Here is a 16,953-nt window from a genome sequence, read left to right on the forward strand (position 1 = left end):
TTAAATTCCGAATGGAGCTTCTGATTCAGAGGCTTTTTGTCACAACCCCTTTTTTTAGTTCATTCTTATTTTATTTATCGTTCATCCCGCTCACGGTAGGCAACCTGGGCCTGAAGGTGGTAGTCGGCGGTCGTCAAAATCGTGGACCCCCGCCGGCCCGGAATCTTGTTGGGGCCATCAGTTACCAGTAAACCGGCAAGGTAAATGCGGTACTTTTGGTGGGCATCCCGGACATCAGTTGGGCCAATCCGGATGATGTGACCAACCGCCCGCCGTTCCATCTGGTTAATTCCAATGTAAATTTCCAACCGGTGACGAATCTTGTCGTGGACCAGTTCGAAGTATGGCGGCACGGCGTTGGTATTTAAAGCCTGAACCGGCTTACCCGTTTCACTATACTTATCAATTACCTGGTTATCATCGAGGCCATTAAAGTCGTTGGCAAAGATGCCATTGTCGACCAACTGGTTTACCACTTCTTGGAGGTTATGCTGTTCATAACTATCAATCTTCACAACCGCGGGAATAGTATTGTCACCCGTAAATAAGCCGTTAGACTGGTTAGCCATTACCTGGGCCAGTTGCTGTTGCCCGTTGTCCTTTGGTTCGGTATTGCCAAACTTCTGTCCCGTAATTTTAGCAAAACGGGGAGAAAAGTAGTCGAGCTTTGAGGTCCTCCCCAGAAAATAGTAAACAAAGTTCAGGTATAAGAAATAAGTAATCGCAACCATCGCTAAGCAGTACAGAAAGGCCCGCATCCAAACGTGGTTCATGAACAGGCGGAAGGTAACGTAAACCAAGTAGATGTCACCAAGGGTCGCGATCCCAATGTAGATCCGACTCTTTAGCTTCACATCGAGGTTAAAGTAGCTCAGAGATGAATTTATCATATCAAGGAAACTAAACATGGTAATTCAACACCTCCTTATTGGTTACTTTGGGTTGCAGTACCGGTATTACCACCGGTCGAGCCACCGCTATTACCGCTGCCAGTTCCACCACCGTTATTGGTGCTGTTGGTCTGATTATTTGAGGTCGTCCCGCCAGTATTATTATTCGTCGACCGGGTGGTGTTGTTATCATTATCGCCGGTATTCCGGGTCGTCGTTTGGTCATCACCGTCCGTCTGGTTGTCGCTATCCGACCGTTTCGTTACCGAATTATCGTCCGCAGAATCAGAGTTAGCGTCCTTTTCACTGCTGTTATCCCGGTCGTTATCCGGGTCAATATCACTACTTTGGCGGACACGGGAAGTTGAGATAATCTTGGCCCCTTCTGTTGTGTGGGTTGCCTTGTTAACAACAACGTTGGTTGCGCCCAAGGCTAGTACTAGTGATACCAACGCAAATGGTGTCACCAGTGGTGGTATTTTTGCTGCCATTTTTGATTCTCCTTTTCTCAAATTATATCTTAACCGATTTTACCCAAAATAAATGTTAAGGAAAGGTGAAATTTTTTATTTCAAATGTCGGGCCCGGCAATCCGCACAAATCCCCCGTAACTCGAAGGTATGTCCGGTAATCTTGGCGCCGGGAAGCTGCTGCTCATAAAATTGCATGTCTAACGGCGGCATTTTAATTTCTTGCACCCGACCACACACTTCACAAATGAAGTGGTGGTGGTGAGCCGCATCGCACCGGTACTTGACCTGCATTTGATCATTATGCTGGCGGAGTTCGACCAGCTCTAGTCGTTCAAAGGCCTTGAGGTTCCGGTAAATGGTGTCATGACTAAGGCCGGGATAGGCTTTCCGGAGGGCCTGGTCAACTGTCGTAATGTCTTGGTAGTGTTCTGGATCCTTGCTGACTAGGGCCAGCATCATCTCCCGCTGCTTAGTCCAGTGCATGTGGTTGGCCTTGAGCTTAGCCCGTGCATCACTAATTAACTTTTCCAAATCCCCCACACCTCTTTTACTGGAAACTTCATTTTACCACCGAAGAACCTATACTGACACAATTTTGCCCACCAAATCATCCAGCTGCTCGGCGGTCTGGGTCCAGCCATCGTTGACAATCACGTGGGCGATATGTTCCAAGTAGTGTGGCAGGTGGAGGTCTCGCTGGTATTCACGACTTTTGAGCCGGGACCGAATTGCCTCTTTTTGGTCACCCCGGCCGGTCATCCGGCGTACCAGAACGTCCAGCTTGCTGACGGTCAAAAAGATAATCGTCACCCGGTCACCAAGGGCCTGGTGGTAGGTCAGCGCCCCCTTCGTATCAAGGACGATCACGTCAGCACGTCCCTGATGCCAGCCCTCTTCAAGGCTCTCCATTGAGGAACCATATTGGGCTTGGTCGTAAGTGACTGACTCCAGCAAGTGGAGCTGGCCCATCGATGTATCATCTTCGAAGTGGTAGTCAACCCCGTCGCGTTCACCAGGACGGGGTGCCCGGGTGGTATGAGTAATCACCCGGTGCATACCAAAATGCTTCTGCAGGTAGCTGGCAACCGTCGTTTTTCCCGAACCGGCCGCACCACAAACGACAAATACCTGGTCCTGATTAGTCATCTTGCTTCGTCAGGTGGTCGTTGACCTGGTCAAGGAGTTGCTTAAGGTTGTCATAAGTCAGTTGCTTACGGGCATCCTGGTAGTTAAACCAACCGCAGTTCCGGATTTCTTCCGCCTGTAAGTGAATATCTTCATTGGCAGTCAGGTCAGCCGTGTAGAGGGTCATCTGCTTATGGTTACCATTTGGCAGGTCGTATTCCGTGTAGACGTAAAAACTCGTGTCAATTGGCAGGGTTAGTTGGGTCTCTTCCTTTATTTCCCGTTCAGCAGTCTGCTTCAAACTCTCGTTGCCTTCAACGTGGCCCTTGGGGAATCCCCAGAAGTGACCCTTGTTTTGGCTTTCTAAGAGCAGGTATTCAAGCTGCCCATCCTTTTTACGGTATACTACTGCACCACTCGTTACTTCGATTGCCATATCAGGTTCTCCTTTAATAAAAAATTAATTTTTCTCATTGACTTTTAATGTTAGTAGTATGTATCATTATCAGTAATGATAATTCACATTACATTATAGCAAAGGTGGTTTAAAGATGCGCTTAAACATTATGCGGAAAGAAAGTCTTGATCGTTACCTCGGGGTCGACAAGCACTTTGTTAAGTCAATGACGGCCATTGACTTAATGGCCCTAGGGATTGGGGCGGTAATTGGTACCGGGATTTTCATCCTTCCCGGGACCGTTGCCGCTAACTCTGCCGGCCCTGGTGTCACCCTGTCGTTCTTCTTCTCAGCAATTGTCTGTGCGCTCGCGGCCATGTGTTATGCTGAATTCTCCTCAGCACTACCGGTTGCCGGAAGTGCATACTCATACGGGAACGTGGTCTTCGGTGAATTCTTTGGCTGGATTCTCGGCTGGGCCCTTGTCCTGGAATACATGCTGGCGGTGGCCTCCGTGTCAACCGGTTGGGCCGCTTACTTCAACTCGTTTATCGCCAGTTTCGGTCTGAAATTGCCCAAAGCCGTCTCCGGTCCCTTTGACCCGGCCCACGGCACTTACGTCAACATTGTTGCCATTATCATTGTCCTGCTGATTAGCTGGATGCTCTCTAAGGGGATGCAATCCTCAATGCGGATCAACAACGCTGCCGTGGCAATCAAACTGGCCATCATCATTATCTTTGTCCTCGTGGGACTCTTCTTCATCAAGCCATCCAACTACCACCCATTTCTTCCCTACCACATGAAGGGTGTCTTCCACGGGGCCACGGTCGTCTTTTTCGCCTTTCTAGGCTTTGACGCCGTCTCCTCCTCTGCCGCAGAAGTCAAGAACCCCAAGCGAAACATGCCAATGGGAATCATCGGAACTTTAGTAGTTGCGACCGTCCTCTACATGGCCGTTTCAGTTGTTTTGACCGGGATGGTTAAGTACACGAAACTTGACGTGGCTAACCCGGTAGCCTTTGCCCTTGAAGCCGTTCACCAGGGATGGATTGCCGAGCTGCTTTCCATCGGGGCCTTAATCGGGATGTTCACGATGATGGTTACCATGATTTACTCCAGCTCACGGCTGGTTTATTCCATTGGTCGGGATGGACTCCTCCCTTCCTTCCTGGCTAAAATCGACAATCACCATCACGTTCCCCAAGAAGCACTCTGGATCGTAACCCTGATCATTGCTATCATGGGCGGGTTCGTCTCCTTAGACCAGCTGACCAGCCTGGTTAACATCGGGACCCTGCTGGCCTTCCTCTTCGTTTCCTTCGGGATCATCCCCCTGCGGAAGCGGAAGGACATCGGTAACAAGGGGGGCTTCCAAGTTCCCCTCTACCCGGTTTTGCCAATCATCTCCGGCCTGGCTTGCCTGGCAATGATGACCATGCTTTCCAAGGAAACCTGGATCGGTGCCGGCATTTGGTTTGGAATTGGCCTGATTATCTACTTCAGTTACGGTTACCGGCACAGTAAGCTAAATCAGGACCGTTAATTTCACAATCTTTCATCAGAAATGATCCGTCTAATTTGCGTCATTCCTGATTTTTTGTTAGGGTAGTAATAATTCACTTCACAAGGAGGGACAATTTATTTGGCCTAAATTACCGGCCAAGTAAGCTATGAATAATACGAAAAAAGACTACAAGAAAGCACCAGTATTGCCCACCCACCGCGGAAACTATCTCGCCTTAATTCTTGGACAAATATCATGCGGGTACGCCCTCGGCATCAGTGGAACGGCCCTTGCCCAAGCCCAAACAGTGACCAACCTGAATAACTTCTGGGTTGGCCTCATTGGTGCCGGCAGCCCAATTGGCCTGGCTGGAAGCGCCCTGATGGGAAAAATCGCCGACCGCTCCGGCCGGAAGGGAATGCTGATGATCAACATGTACCTTTTCTCTATTCTCTCACTGCTCCAACTATTTACCGCTAATCCCTGGGGACTCCTGATCCTCCGGGTGCTGATTGGGCTAATGATTGCCATCGACTACACCGTCGGTAACGCCTGGCTAGTCGAATGGATGCCGGAAAAGGTGGCCGGCCGGGCTCAGAGTAACCTCATCATCTACTGGACAATTGGCTTCATCGCTTCCTACATCGCCGGGATCATGATTACCGGCTTTGGCAGTCACAACTGGCAGGTTATCCTCGCTTCTTCGGTGGTCCCCGGCCTGATTACGGCCATTTACCGGTCCGTTTACAGCTTGCCAGCATCCCCGAGCTGGTTGGCCACCCACGTTAACAACCACCAGGCCCAAAAGGTAATCCAAGAAAACCTGGGTCAGAAGTGGGGCCTTTCAAAGAAGCTAATTAAGAGTACCGCCCCCGACAACATTTCCTGGAAGGTGCTATTTACTAAGGAGTACCGCCGGAGGACCCTTGTTGGTGGCCTCTTTTACGCCTGCCAGGCTTTCTCCTTCTTCGGCATTAGTATCTTTTTACCCATCCTCTTAACCAGCATGCAGATGGGTAACAGCAACCTTTCCGGGGTCATCTACAACGTTTGTGTCCTCATCGGGGTCTTAATTGGGACCGCATTGTTCAAACACATCAGTCGGCGGGCTTTTCTGATTGGGACATTCTTCCTGTCCGCGCTCGCCCTGGTTTTAATGGTTGTTGGGAACCACTTCCCTAATGTCGTGATGATCACCCTCTTCGCCTTCTTTGCCGTCATTTTGTCAGCGGGGTTGGTCCTCGACTACCCCTACCCGACAGAATTATTTGATATCAAGGTCCGGGCCACGGGTGTCGGGACCTGCATTACAATTAGCCGGATTGGGGCGGCCAGCGGCACCTTCCTCCTCCCCATCCTGACCAATATCGGTGGGGCCAGCCTGGCAATGATCGTCTGCACCGCCGTCCTCATCGTTGGGGGTCTGATCTGCATCTTCTGGGCACCAGAAACGTCACCTCGTTTTCGTAAATAATAAAAAAATAGCCCTTTGTTTTCTCACCGGCCTCTTTTAGTTTTCCGAATATTACACAGTAATCGCGGAAAAACCAAATAGGCTTGCTCCGCGTCGAAGCGTGCTCCTAGTGTCTAGTTACGGAGCACTTTGATGCTTTTTTCCCAGCTTCTATTTTATTACTTAGCAAACATCTTGAATTCAAGGAAGAGGTCATTGTACTCGCCCAAAGTCTTCAACGGCAGGTCATGGTAGGTATGCAGGTGGCGCATCGTCTTTTGCGGCGGGTAAAACGCCTGGTTGCTAGTTATCTTCTTCGAAAGGCGCTTTTTGGCCGCCCAGTTAGGGGTGGCGTAACCAACGTATCGCGCGTTTTGGGCGGCATTGGCGGGCGCCAGCATAAAATTGATAAAGGCGTAAGCGGCCGCTTTGTTTTGGGCCCGTTTAGGGATGACCATATTATCAAACCAGATGTTGCTTCCCTCGCTAGGGACGACGTAGTGGAGGTGGTGGTTGACGTCCATCATTTCCCGGGCATCCCCCGAATAGGTAACCCCAATGGCCGCCTCGTCCTGTTCCATGTACATCTTCATCTCATCGGCAACAATTGCCTTTACATTCGGCGTCAGGGCCTTCAAATGTCCCTGCGCCCTTTTTAATTTGGTGAAGTCTTTGGTATTAACTGACTGGTGCTGGGTAATCAGGGCAATTGCAAAGACGTCACGGGCGCTATCAATCAACATGACGTTGTTTTTCAGCCGGGGGCTCCACAACTGCTCCCAGTGCTGGACGGCACCAGCATTGATCTTCTGGTCATTATAAATAATGCCGAGTGTGCCCCAGAAGTAGGGAACCGAGTACTCGTTTCCCCGGTCAAAGGAGCGGTTCAGAAATTGCCGGTCAATGTAGCGAAGGTTGGGCAACTTTTGGTGGTCCAGCCTGGCTACCAGACCCTCCTTTTTCATCCGCTGGACGGTGTATTCACTGGGGATAACCAAGTCGTAATTCGTCCCACCCTGGCGGAGCTTCGTCAGCATTGATTCGTTGCTATCAAAGGTTTCGTAGTCAACCTTGTACCCGGTCCGCTTTTCAAACTTGCTGATCAGGGCCGGGTCAATATAGTCACCCCAGTTGTAGATGGTTAAGACCCGGTGCCCACCCGTGTTTCCGCGGTGGTTCAAGGCGTATTCCCCGCAAACCAGTAACAGGCACAGGGCGAGGATGCCAACAATAATCGTCAACAGCTTTTTCATTGTGCATCCCCCTCCTTAACCGCAATAACCCGGTGACGGCGACCACCGTGCTTACTGATTAAATAGTAACCACCGACCAGCAGGAGCGAAGCCAGGAGCATCAGGGCTGACAAGGCATTAATCTCCAGGTTGATGCCTTGCCGGGCCCGGGAATAGATCTCAACGGAGAGGGTTGAAAAGCCGTTCCCCGTCACAAAGAAGGTCACCGCAAAGTCATCTAAGGAATAGGTCAAGACCATGAAGAAACCGGCCCCAATCCCCGGGGTGATTGCCGGCAGGATAACCTGGGACAGGGCCTGCCACCGGCTAGCCCCAAGGTCATAGGCGGCGTCCACCAGGGTTGGTGACAACTCATTTAGCTTGGGCAGGACCATCAGCACCACGATGGGGATGCAGAAGGCAATGTGGCTCAAGAGAACCGAAACAAAGCCCAGCCGGATTCCCAACATCGTGAAGAAGATCAAGAAGCTGGCCCCAATGATGACGTCGGGGGAAACCATCAGGACGTTGTTGAGGGACAAAAGACTGTTGCGGACTTTTCCCCGGGTCTCCTTAATCGCCAAAGCTCCCAGTGTCCCGACAATGGTCGCAATCAGTGCCGCTAGCAGGGCAACGATCAGTGTGTTGAAGACAATCGTGATCATCCGCGTGTCGGCAAACAGGTCGGCGTAGTGGCGCAGGGAAAAGCCATGGTACTTTTCCATTGTGGTCCCCGCACTAAAGGAGTAAACGACCAGGTAGACAATTGGGGCATACAGGATAATGAATACAATGGTCAGGTACAATCCCGACCAGGAGAAATGATGCTTTTTCACCGGGTGTGCCCTCCCTTCTGCTTGGCTTCACCAGTTGCGAACATGACGATAAACATGGCAATGATCAGGACAACGCCGATTGTCGACCCCATCCCCCAATTCTGGGTGGTTAAGAAGTGCTCTTCAATTGCGGTCCCCAGGGTAATCACCCGGTTTCCACCAATCAAGCGGGTAATCATAAAGAGGGAGAGGGAGGGGATGAAAACCGCCTGAATTCCGGCCTTAACACCAGGCATTGAAAGCGGCCAGATGACCTTCGTGAAGGTCTGCCACTGACTGGCCCCCAGGTCCTTACTAGCGTTGATCAGGGACGGGTTGATCTCGGCCAGCGAGTTGAAAATTGGCAGGACCATAAACGGAATCTCAATGTAGGCCGCAACAAACATAAAGCTGGCGTCGGTGAAAAGGAGCTGGTGGCTCCCCAGGCCCACGAAGCGCAAGAACTGGTTGATCGACCCCGTCCGACTAAAGAGGCCAATGAAGGCGTAGGTCTTTAACAGCAGGTTGATCCAGGTGGGTAAAATCACCAACAGGAGCCAGAATTGCTTGTTATGCAGGCGGTTCAAGACGTAGGCCGTCGGGTAGCTGATTACCAGGGTGACCAGGGTAATCAAAAAGGCGTACCAGACCGAGTTAAAGGTCATCTTCAAGTAGACACCGGACGTCAGGTAAGTCGTGTAGTTATCCAGGGTGAATTGCCCGTTGATATTGTATAGGGACTGGTAAAAGATCAAGATTAATGGTGCCAAGACGAAGAGGACGATCCACAGGAGGTAGGGAACAATGAAGAGTGTTTTCTGCCGCATCATTCGCCCTCCTCGTAGCTGTCCAGCCGGGCATCGAAGTCGGCCTCCGTTTCGTTATAGCGCATCACGTGAATATCCTCGGGGTCAAAGCTAATCCCTACCCGGGCGCCGACAGTGGTCTTATGGATTGAGTTGATCTTCCAGACATGGTCCCGGACATCGTGAACGGTAATCTGGTAGTCCACTCCCCGAAAGAGCTGGGTGTCGACCGTCCCCACTAACTGCCCCTGCTCAACCGTGGTGATGTCGAGGTCCTCTGGACGGATGACGACCTCGACCCGTTCGTTGGGCCGCATCCCCGCATCCACACACTTAAAGTCCTGGCCGTTAATGGCAACCAGGTAGTCTTTTTTCATGATTCCGGGGACAATGTTACTTTCCCCGATAAAGTCGGCAACAAAGTGGTTCAGCGGCTCGTCATAGATGTCAACCGGCGTGCCACTCTGCTGGATCTTGCCATCGTTAATGATCATGATTTGGTCACTCATCGCGAGGGCCTCTTCCTGGTCGTGGGTAACGAAGATAAACGTGATCCCCAGTTTACGCTGCAGCTGACGGAGCTCGGTCTGCATCTGCACCCGCAGCTTATGGTCCAGCGCTGACAGGGCCTCATCCAATAGCAATACCTGGGGCTCGTTGACAATTGCCCGGGCAATCGCCACCCGCTGCCGCTGACCCCCCGACATTGCAGTGATTTCCCGGGCCCCGTAGCCAGCTAGTTGCACCAGCTGCAAAGCCTCATCGACCCGGCGCTTAATCTCACTTTTCTTGACCCCCTTGATCTGGAGGCCGAAGGCGACGTTTTCAGCCACGTTCATGTGGGGGAACAGGGCGTAATCCTGGAAGACGGTGTTGACCTGGCGGCGGTTTGCAGGCACGTCATTAATTTCTTGGCCAGCAAAGTAGATTTCCCCGCTCGTCGGTTGGTCAAAACCGGCAATTAGTCGCAAAATGGTCGTTTTCCCCGATCCCGAGGGCCCCAAGAGGGTATAAAACTTTCCCGCCTCAATTTTGAAGTTGATGTCGCGGAGGACAACGTTATCGTCGTATTGCTTACCAACATGGCGGAATTCCATAATATTTTCTGTCATCAGTATATCCTCGTCTTAGTTAAATTTAGCAAATCAATTAAATTATACCTGGTCGCGGCATAAATTTGGTTGTCAAAGCCCGAAAAATTACCGTGGCCACCGGATAAGTGCGATAATACAGGTAATTATTTTCAAACGGGGTGTTTTCATGAAAATCAACCAATTTAGTATCATCAACGCCGAACCACAGCAAGAGCAGGCCGAGCTGCAAGCCATCCACCTCCTCAAAGACGGGGACATGGCGATATCGGCAGCCAAGCTTTGGCAATTCCTCCTCTTACGGATGCATGGTGGGATTGACAGCCCCCTTACTGGTCAGGAATGGCTTCACGATATTCTTGCCACCCCGACGGTTGCGGTTGACGACTGGCTCGCCGGCAACGCGGCATTGACCACCCCGGTCTTTTACCGGGTTGCCCTTCAGCTGCTCAACTTTGAACCGGAAGTAGATTTCACCCTTAATGATCCCCTGAAATTTTGGGACCAGGTGAACCTACCTCGTCGCGACCACGACACGTGGAGCGCGGCTGACGTGGTTGATGCCATTTACCTCCTGCTCAATACCCGGGGAAAAAACGGTCAAACGCTAATCGATAGCTTAACCAGCCAGGGCTTCTTGAAGTGGACATACCAGTTGCCCGTCACGGATAAGCCCCTCTTCTTCAACGGCAAGCCCCTGGCCTGCTTCGACCCCCACGAGTTTATCCGGGAGGTCGTTTACGTTGAAACGGGCATGGATACTGACTTTGACGGGCAAGCCGACCTGGTTAAGGCGGAAATTATCCGGCCCCAAGAATCAAACGTTAAGAAGTTCCCAGCCGTGTTCACCGCCAGTCCGTATAACCAGGGGACCAATGACGAGTGGGGTGAAAAGTCGACCCATAACGTGAACCACCAGCTCCACCACAAGAATCCTAACTACCAGGCACCCGTGGAAGCCTCATTTCCAACGAACTTTGCCCGCCAAGCAGTCAAGGGAACGGCCCCGCACGCCACAGCAACCTTTACTAGCACCCCGGCTTATACCTTGAACAACTACCTGGCTGTCCGGGGGTACGCCATCGTCTACTCCGCCGGAATCGGAACGAAGGATTCTGATGGCCTGCAAACCTGTGGGTCACCCGAGCAGACCGCCGCGATGAAGGCGGTCGTGGAATGGCTGCATGGCGACCGGCGGGCATTTACTGACCGGCACAGCGGCCTACTGACCACCGCCAGCTGGTGCAACGGTAACGTGGCAATGACTGGGCGTTCTTATTTAGGAACCCTCTCCACCGCAGTGGCCACCACCGGGGTTGCCGGGCTCAAGGCAATCATCAGTGAAGCCGCCATTTCCAGCTGGTACGACTACTACCGGGAAAACGGCCTGGTCCGGGCGGCCGGTGGTTTCCAGGGTGAAGACGCGGACACACTGGCAAACGAGACCTTTAGCCGGACTAAGCGGCCCGCCGATTTCCAACGCATTAAGCCGACCTACCTCAAATACATCAAGCAGCTAGCGGTCGCGATGGACCGGCAGACCGGCAATTATAACGCCTTCTGGGCCAACCGGGACTACCGGCCCAACATTTCTAAGATTAAGGCGGCCGTAATGATGGTCCACGGTCTCAACGACACGAACGTTAAGCCCAGCAACGTCAAGGCCCTCGCCGACCGGCTACAAGAAATGCCCGTAACCAGCAAGCTTATTCTCCACCAGGGACAGCACATCTACATCAATGCCTTCCAGTCGCTGGACTTCTCCGAAATGGTCAACCTCTGGCTGGCTAACAAGCTCTGGGCGGTGGATAATAACGCCGACAACGCCTTACCAAACGTTCTGGTACAGTCCAACAAGCTGCCGGAGACCTGGACGGCTTACGACCAGTGGACCGCCGGGAAGCCCGTCATCTACCACTTGCAGGCGGGCCGGCTGACCAGCGCGGCAGGTGAATCGGCCACTTGCCAATTCAATGACCAGCGGTCCCCCGCTGACTACCAGGCCTGGTGCAGGAAACCGGCAAAGTGGCAAGCAGCCCTGGTCAAGGATGATGGCCACTTCAGTTGTCGCTTCATAAGTGACAAGCTGGACCACAGTCTAATTTTGCGGGGTACGCCCCACCTCAGTCTCCAGGTTGCCTCGTCGGAAGACCATGGAATGATCAGTGCAGAACTGATTGACTGGGGAAGTACCAAGCGCCTAACCACCTCTCCCGTCTTGATCAACCGGGGCGGGCTCCCGTTGGGCTACCACTGGGCCAGTGATGACCTTCGTGAGTTCAAATTTCAAAAAGAAGCAAGCCCCTATAAGATGATCAGCAGCGGCCACATTAACCTCCAGAACCGCCACCGGCCGGACCAGACCGAGGATTTGCGTGCGGGCCAGCTGGTGGATGTTTCCCTTGACCTCCAGCCAATCTTCCATGAGTTGGCAGCGGGTCACCAACTGGGACTGATTATTTACAGCACCGACTACGAATTTACCCTCCGCGGTAACGAAGACATCACCTACACCCTGCCCCTTGAAAGGGCAACCCTGACCATCCCCGGCAGTCAGGAAGAAAGGTAAATTTTCGCATCTTCTTGCAAAGTGAGTTAAAATAGTATTTATTGTCTCACGAAAAAAGGAGCGATCAATTTGAAGCAAGGAACAAAAATCATTACCCTCGATAACGGTTACCACTTATGGACGAACACCCAGGGTGAAGGTGACATTCACCTGCTCGCACTCCACGGTGGCCCTGGTGGCAACCATGAATACTGGGAAGACGCCGCTGACCAGTTGAAGAAGCAGGGCTTAAACGTCCAGGTCACCATGTATGACCAGCTGGGTTCCCTCTACTCCGACCAGCCGGACTACTCTGACCCTGAAATTGCCAAGAAGTACCTCACCTACGAGTACTTCCTGGATGAAGTAGACGAAGTTCGGCAAAAGCTGGGCCTAGATAACTTCTACTTAATTGGACAAAGCTGGGGAGGCCTGCTTGTCCAAGAGTACGCTGTCAAGTACGGTCAACACCTCAAGGGTGCAATCATCTCCTCAATGGTTGATGAGATTGACGAGTATGTCGAACACGTCAACGCCCTCCGTAATCAAACCCTGCCGAAGGAAGCAGTCGCCTTTATGAAGGACTGCGAAGAACGCAACGACTACAGCAACCCGAAGTACCAGGAATACGTTCAGGTCATGAACGAGAACTTCGTCGACCGAAAGCAACCCTCTAAGCTCTACCACCTCAAGGACATTGGCGGCGACGCGGTTTACAATGTCTTCCAGGGGGACAACGAGTTTGTCATCACTGGTAAGCTGAAGAGCTGGCACTTCCGTGCCCAACTCAAGAACATCAAGGTGCCAACCCTGATCACCTTTGGTGGGCACGAAACGATGCCAATCGCCACCGGTGAAAAGATGGCTAAGCTGATCCCGAACGCCAAGTTTGTTACTACGCCGGGCGGTGGTCACCACCACATGGTCGATAACCCTGACGTTTACTACAAGCACCTGGCTGACTTCATTCGCCAAGTCGAAAACGGTACATTTAACAAATAAAACCTAAAAGCGCACTCCGTGGTTAGTGGTGGGCAATTGTCGGTATCGACCAGCAACGCCCATTACTAGGCAATCGGGGCGTTTTTTTATTCTTCAAATTAAGGGCCCCACCTAATTTGCAACATTTCCTTGAATGTTTTAAGAATCCCTAAATTCCACCAAGTCAGCTAGGGGAATATGGTAGGATATTATTAGTAAGTAAACATGTAAGGGGGAGGAAACTGCAAAAACTTAAAGCAACACTCACCGCCCGCTAATCAGTTGCCGGGCCTGTCGCAATGTCGCTTTATCAACTCTAGGGGAAAAAGATGAAAGAAAAATACCAACTAACCACTGCTGAAATTAAACAGCAACTTGGCCTCAAAGAATTTACACAGGGGATTAGCAGCCAAGAGGCCGCGGCCCGCCTGCAAAAGGACGGGCAAAATGTTTTGGAAGTTAAGCCGACCCCCAAGTGGAAAATCTTTTTGCGCCAGTTTAACAACATTGTTATTTACATCCTGCTGGTTGCGACCCTGTTAACCATCATGATTGGCCACTATACGGACGCGGTTGTTATCCTCGCCGTCGTTGTCCTTAACTCCTTGATTGGCTACTTCCAAGAGACGAGTGCCGCCAATGCACTGGCCAAAATCAAGGAAATGATGGCTCAGCACGCGACCGTCTACCGTGACGGCAAACGGCAGGATATCGACGCCAGTGACCTGGTCGTCGGTGACGTTGTCTTCTTAGAAGCCGGGGATAACGTGCCCGCCGACCTGCGCATTGTGTCCGCTGATAACCTGCGGATCGAGGAGTCGGCCTTAACTGGTGAAACCAACTCGGTTATTAAAACCGGCGAGGCGCTGGCCGACCGGGTCAACATGGCTTACTCCTCCACTTCCGTAACTAGCGGGAGCGGACTCGGGGTGGTCGTGGCCACCGGTGAACACACCGAGATTGGGAAGATTTCCCAAGAGGTGGCCCACATCAAGCCGAAGAAGACCCGGTTAACACGCGAAATCGACCGGGTGGGGACCATTGTTTCCTACATCACGATTATCGGTTCCGTCATCATCTTCATCATCGGTTTCTTCTTGCAAATCTACTCACTGCCAGCCCTGGCCCTCGCGGTGGTGGCAATGCTGGTGGGTTCTATCCCCGAAGGATTGCCCGCTACCACCTCCGTTATCCTAGCGTTCGGGGTAAGTAAGATGGCCAAGCGTTACAAGACGATTATTAAGTCCATGCCGGCCGTGGAAACCCTGGGCTCCGTTGACGTAATCGCCACCGATAAGACGGGGACATTAACGAAGAACGAGATGACTGCTATTGAACTGTGGTCTGGTGACCAGCATTACACCGTTACGGGAACCGGCTACGCGCCCCAGGGACAGCTAATGCAAGACGGTCACCAGGTTGAAGTCGACGACCATCTCAAGCTCTTGCTAGAGGCGGGCTTTCAGGCCAACGATACGGTCCTTAGTGAGGAGGATGGGCGTTGGGTGATCAATGGTGAGCCGACTGACGGTGCCTTCTTAACCCTCTATCACAAGCTCTTGGGGGCCAAGTACCAATCTGCTTACGAGCCCCAAGACCTCCTGCCGTTTGATTCTGACTATCGCTACATCGCGGAATTGACCCGCAACACGGAGAATAACCAGCAGGTCATCTTCATCAAGGGGTCACCCGACAAACTGTTCGAAATGGCCGCCAAGGAAGATCCCCACTTTGATGTCCAAAAGTGGGCTAAGCGGGTCAACGACTGGTCAGTTGAAGGAAAGCGGGTCATCGCTTTGGGCTACCGAGTTGTTCGGGGTGAAAACCTGATGGAGATTGAACACGACCATCTTTATCAGGGAATCCACCTCCTCGGTTTGGCCGCCCTCCAAGACGCCCCCCGTGAAGAAGTCATTGCCGCCCTCAAGACGATGAATAATGCCGGGGTAGCGGTTAAAATGATTACCGGGGACGACCCCCAAACCGCCCGGGCGATCGGCCAGCAACTGGGCTTGGCCCCAGGCGAAATTCATGCGATAACTGGCGCCCAGTGGGACCAGTTGTCTGCCGAAGAACAGTCCCAGGCGGCCCAGGACAACCAGGTTTTTGCCCGGACAACACCGCAAAACAAGTTGGAAATCATTGACGCCTTGCAGCGGGGCCAACTCGTTACCGCCATGGTCGGGGACGGGGTCAACGACGCCCCGGCCCTCAAGCAGGCTGACATTGGGATTGCCATGGGGATCAAGGGGACGGACGTTGCCAAAGACGCCGCCGACATGGTCCTGGGTGATGACAACTTTGCAACCATGGCGGCGGTCATTGAAGAAGGACGGCGGATCTACGATAACATCAAGAAGAGTATCCTCTTCCTGTTGCCGACCTCATTTGCCGAAGGTCTCGTGGTGGCCTTCTCAATCCTGACCGCCCAGCAGGTTCCCCTCCAACCAGTTCAGCTGCTCTGGATCAACCTGGTGGCCGCCATCACCATCCAGTTTGCCTTTGTCTTCGAGAAGGCCGCACCGGGGTTAATGAAGCGACCACCACGTCCGGTGTCATCTAAATTGATGAACCGTCACGACCTCATCCAGATAGGCTATGTTTCAGCGCTAATGGCAATCTTCGCCCTCGTTGCTTACGACTGGTTCACTGGTCACGACGCAAGTGTTATCAACGCAACAACGATGATGATTAACGTAATTGTCATCAGTAAACTCTTCTACTTCTTTAGCATTCGGACCACCGGCAATGGTCTCAAGCAGATTAAAACAATTACCGGCCAGGTGTGGGCCGTGATTGGGATCATGCTAGTATTCCAGCTGATTTTGACCTACACGCCACTCATGCAGGAGGCCTTCCACGTTACCGGGATTAGCTTGGTAGAATGGCTGGCGGTGATTATCTTCTCCTGTTTGATCATGCTGGTGGTCGAAGCCGACAAATGGATTCGTTTTAGAAAGGAAAACGAAAATGGGGCAAATTAATAACTTTATTTTTGACATTGACGGAACACTGATTGACACCTTTGATATGTACATGCCGCCAATGATTACCATCTTGCGGCAATATGGCTACCACATTGCACCGGAAGATGAGTTACCAACGATGAAAAAACTCTTCGGGATTACCGGTGCCGACGCCCTCCGTATCTTTGGGGTCCGCTCCGATGAACGGGAAACCATTCAAAAGGAGTGGATTAAAGCCACGTATAAGCGGAAAAACTTGGTCAAGGTGATCGACCAGGTTCCGGAAGCGTTAGCCGCGCTCGCCAAGGTCAAAGGAAACCACCTTGCCGTGGCAACCTCCAAGCTTCGTCACGAATACGAGACTCACTTTGTTCCCGAGTACCCATTTGCCCGCCTCTTTGAGGTTGCAATTACCTCCTCGGATACAGTTAAACACAAGCCGGATCCCGCGCCCTTACTGGCGGCCATTGCCAAATTGAAGGTGGCCCCGGAAAATTGTGTTTACGTTGGTGACACAATTAACGATCAAAAGGCGGCCCAGGCCGCTGGCATTAAGTTTGCGGGTGCCCTTTACGGGTCCGCTAATCCGGAATCAATCGCGGATGCCGACTACCCCTTGCATTCGCCAATGGACCTACTTAAGATTTAAAATAAAATAAGACTGGAAAT

General features: G+C 52.0%; 15 protein-coding genes. 6 read left to right on the plus strand and 9 right to left on the minus strand.

Annotated elements, in window-relative coordinates; genetic code table 11:
* Nucleotides 1–74: 74 nt before the first annotated feature.
* The 5 genes from FD32_RS06015 to FD32_RS06035 all read right to left on the minus strand — a co-directional run bounded on the left by FD32_RS06015 (nt 75) and on the right by FD32_RS06035 (nt 2,924).
* Complete coding sequence (locus tag FD32_RS06015) at nt 75–908, minus strand: DUF6681 family protein (protein ID WP_047770287.1); 834 nt, start codon at nt 906–908, stop codon at nt 75–77.
* A 17-nt stretch (nt 909–925) separates the two neighbouring features.
* On the minus strand, nt 926–1,381 hold the full coding sequence (locus FD32_RS06020; RefSeq protein ID WP_047770285.1) for a hypothetical protein: 456 nt from the start codon (nt 1,379–1,381) through the stop codon (nt 926–928).
* 75 nt (nt 1,382–1,456) lie between these two features.
* Nucleotides 1,457–1,894 carry a Fur family transcriptional regulator gene (locus FD32_RS06025; protein WP_047770283.1) on the minus strand — a complete coding sequence of 146 codons (438 nt, stop codon included), beginning with the start codon at nt 1,892–1,894 and terminating at the stop codon, nt 1,457–1,459.
* A 48-nt stretch (nt 1,895–1,942) separates the two neighbouring features.
* Complete coding sequence (locus tag FD32_RS06030; protein WP_047770282.1) at nt 1,943–2,509, minus strand: guanylate kinase; 567 nt, start codon at nt 2,507–2,509, stop codon at nt 1,943–1,945.
* A complete protein-coding gene (locus FD32_RS06035) occupies nt 2,502–2,924 on the minus strand; it encodes a bis(5'-nucleosyl)-tetraphosphatase (RefSeq protein ID WP_047770280.1) in 423 nt (140 codons plus the stop codon). The genes FD32_RS06030 and FD32_RS06035 overlap by 8 nt, the downstream gene beginning before the upstream one ends.
* Before the next feature lie 115 nt (nt 2,925–3,039).
* Between FD32_RS06035 and FD32_RS06040 the strand changes: the two genes are divergently transcribed.
* A complete protein-coding gene (locus tag FD32_RS06040; protein ID WP_047770278.1) occupies nt 3,040–4,431 on the plus strand; it encodes an APC family permease in 1,392 nt (463 codons plus the stop codon).
* A gap of 127 nt (nt 4,432–4,558) precedes the next feature.
* Nucleotides 4,559–5,866: an MFS transporter gene (locus FD32_RS06045; RefSeq protein WP_047770276.1), complete on the plus strand. Its 1,308-nt coding sequence runs from the start codon at nt 4,559–4,561 to the stop codon at nt 5,864–5,866.
* A 158-nt stretch (nt 5,867–6,024) separates the two neighbouring features.
* On the opposite strand, the gene FD32_RS06050 is transcribed toward FD32_RS06045, so the two are convergent.
* The 4 genes from FD32_RS06050 to FD32_RS06065 are packed head-to-tail and all read right to left on the minus strand — an operon-like array spanning nt 6,025 to nt 9,810.
* Nucleotides 6,025–7,098: an ABC transporter substrate-binding protein gene (locus FD32_RS06050; RefSeq protein WP_047770274.1), complete on the minus strand. Its 1,074-nt coding sequence runs from the start codon at nt 7,096–7,098 to the stop codon at nt 6,025–6,027.
* A complete protein-coding gene (locus FD32_RS06055) occupies nt 7,095–7,913 on the minus strand; it encodes an ABC transporter permease (RefSeq protein ID WP_047770272.1) in 819 nt (272 codons plus the stop codon). Before FD32_RS06055 ends, FD32_RS06050 begins: the two co-directional genes overlap by 4 nt.
* Nucleotides 7,910–8,719, minus strand: coding sequence for an ABC transporter permease (locus FD32_RS06060; protein ID WP_047770271.1), 810 nt, complete (start codon nt 8,717–8,719; stop codon nt 7,910–7,912). Before FD32_RS06060 ends, FD32_RS06055 begins: the two co-directional genes overlap by 4 nt.
* Nucleotides 8,719–9,810: an ABC transporter ATP-binding protein gene (locus FD32_RS06065; protein WP_047770270.1), complete on the minus strand. Its 1,092-nt coding sequence runs from the start codon at nt 9,808–9,810 to the stop codon at nt 8,719–8,721. The genes FD32_RS06060 and FD32_RS06065 overlap by 1 nt, the downstream gene beginning before the upstream one ends.
* Before the next feature lie 148 nt (nt 9,811–9,958).
* Here FD32_RS06065 and FD32_RS06070 point away from each other — a divergent pair, with 148 nt between their 5' ends.
* The 4 genes from FD32_RS06070 (at nt 9,959) to FD32_RS06085 (ending at nt 16,933) form a co-directional block, all read left to right on the plus strand.
* Complete coding sequence (locus FD32_RS06070; protein WP_047770269.1) at nt 9,959–12,358, plus strand: Xaa-Pro dipeptidyl-peptidase; 2,400 nt, start codon at nt 9,959–9,961, stop codon at nt 12,356–12,358.
* Nucleotides 12,359–12,427: 69 nt separating this feature from the next.
* On the plus strand, nt 12,428–13,339 hold the full coding sequence (locus tag FD32_RS06075) for a proline-specific peptidase family protein (RefSeq protein ID WP_047770264.1): 912 nt from the start codon (nt 12,428–12,430) through the stop codon (nt 13,337–13,339).
* 308 nt (nt 13,340–13,647) lie between these two features.
* Nucleotides 13,648–16,302, plus strand: a complete 2,655-nt coding sequence (locus FD32_RS06080; protein WP_047770262.1) for an HAD-IC family P-type ATPase — start codon at nt 13,648–13,650, stop codon at nt 16,300–16,302.
* On the plus strand, nt 16,289–16,933 hold the full coding sequence (locus FD32_RS06085) for an HAD family hydrolase (RefSeq protein WP_047770260.1): 645 nt from the start codon (nt 16,289–16,291) through the stop codon (nt 16,931–16,933). Before FD32_RS06080 ends, FD32_RS06085 begins: the two co-directional genes overlap by 14 nt.
* Nucleotides 16,934–16,953 lie beyond the last annotated feature (20 nt).

This window comes from Limosilactobacillus panis DSM 6035 (assembly GCF_001435935.1).
GTDB lineage: Bacteria > Bacillota > Bacilli > Lactobacillales > Lactobacillaceae > Limosilactobacillus > Limosilactobacillus panis.

Bases quoted from the DNA above. Each gene is read 5' to 3' on its own strand.
- FD32_RS06065 (WP_047770270.1), bottom strand. From the start codon at position 9,810: ATGACAGAAAATATTATGGAATTCCGCCATGTTGGTAAGCAATACGAC.
- FD32_RS06085 (WP_047770260.1), top strand. From the start codon at position 16,289: ATGGGGCAAATTAATAACTTTATTTTTGACATTGACGGAACACTGATT.
- FD32_RS06040 (WP_047770278.1), top strand. From the start codon at position 3,040: ATGCGCTTAAACATTATGCGGAAAGAAAGTCTTGATCGTTACCTCGGG.
- FD32_RS06015 (WP_047770287.1), bottom strand. From the start codon at position 908: ATGTTTAGTTTCCTTGATATGATAAATTCATCTCTGAGCTACTTTAAC.
- FD32_RS06030 (WP_047770282.1), bottom strand. From the start codon at position 2,509: ATGACTAATCAGGACCAGGTATTTGTCGTTTGTGGTGCGGCCGGTTCG.
- FD32_RS06035 (WP_047770280.1), bottom strand. From the start codon at position 2,924: ATGGCAATCGAAGTAACGAGTGGTGCAGTAGTATACCGTAAAAAGGAT.
- FD32_RS06020 (WP_047770285.1), bottom strand. From the start codon at position 1,381: ATGGCAGCAAAAATACCACCACTGGTGACACCATTTGCGTTGGTATCA.
- FD32_RS06080 (WP_047770262.1), top strand. From the start codon at position 13,648: ATGAAAGAAAAATACCAACTAACCACTGCTGAAATTAAACAGCAACTT.
- FD32_RS06045 (WP_047770276.1), top strand. From the start codon at position 4,559: ATGAATAATACGAAAAAAGACTACAAGAAAGCACCAGTATTGCCCACC.
- FD32_RS06050 (WP_047770274.1), bottom strand. From the start codon at position 7,098: ATGAAAAAGCTGTTGACGATTATTGTTGGCATCCTCGCCCTGTGCCTG.
- FD32_RS06060 (WP_047770271.1), bottom strand. From the start codon at position 8,719: ATGCGGCAGAAAACACTCTTCATTGTTCCCTACCTCCTGTGGATCGTC.
- FD32_RS06070 (WP_047770269.1), top strand. From the start codon at position 9,959: ATGAAAATCAACCAATTTAGTATCATCAACGCCGAACCACAGCAAGAG.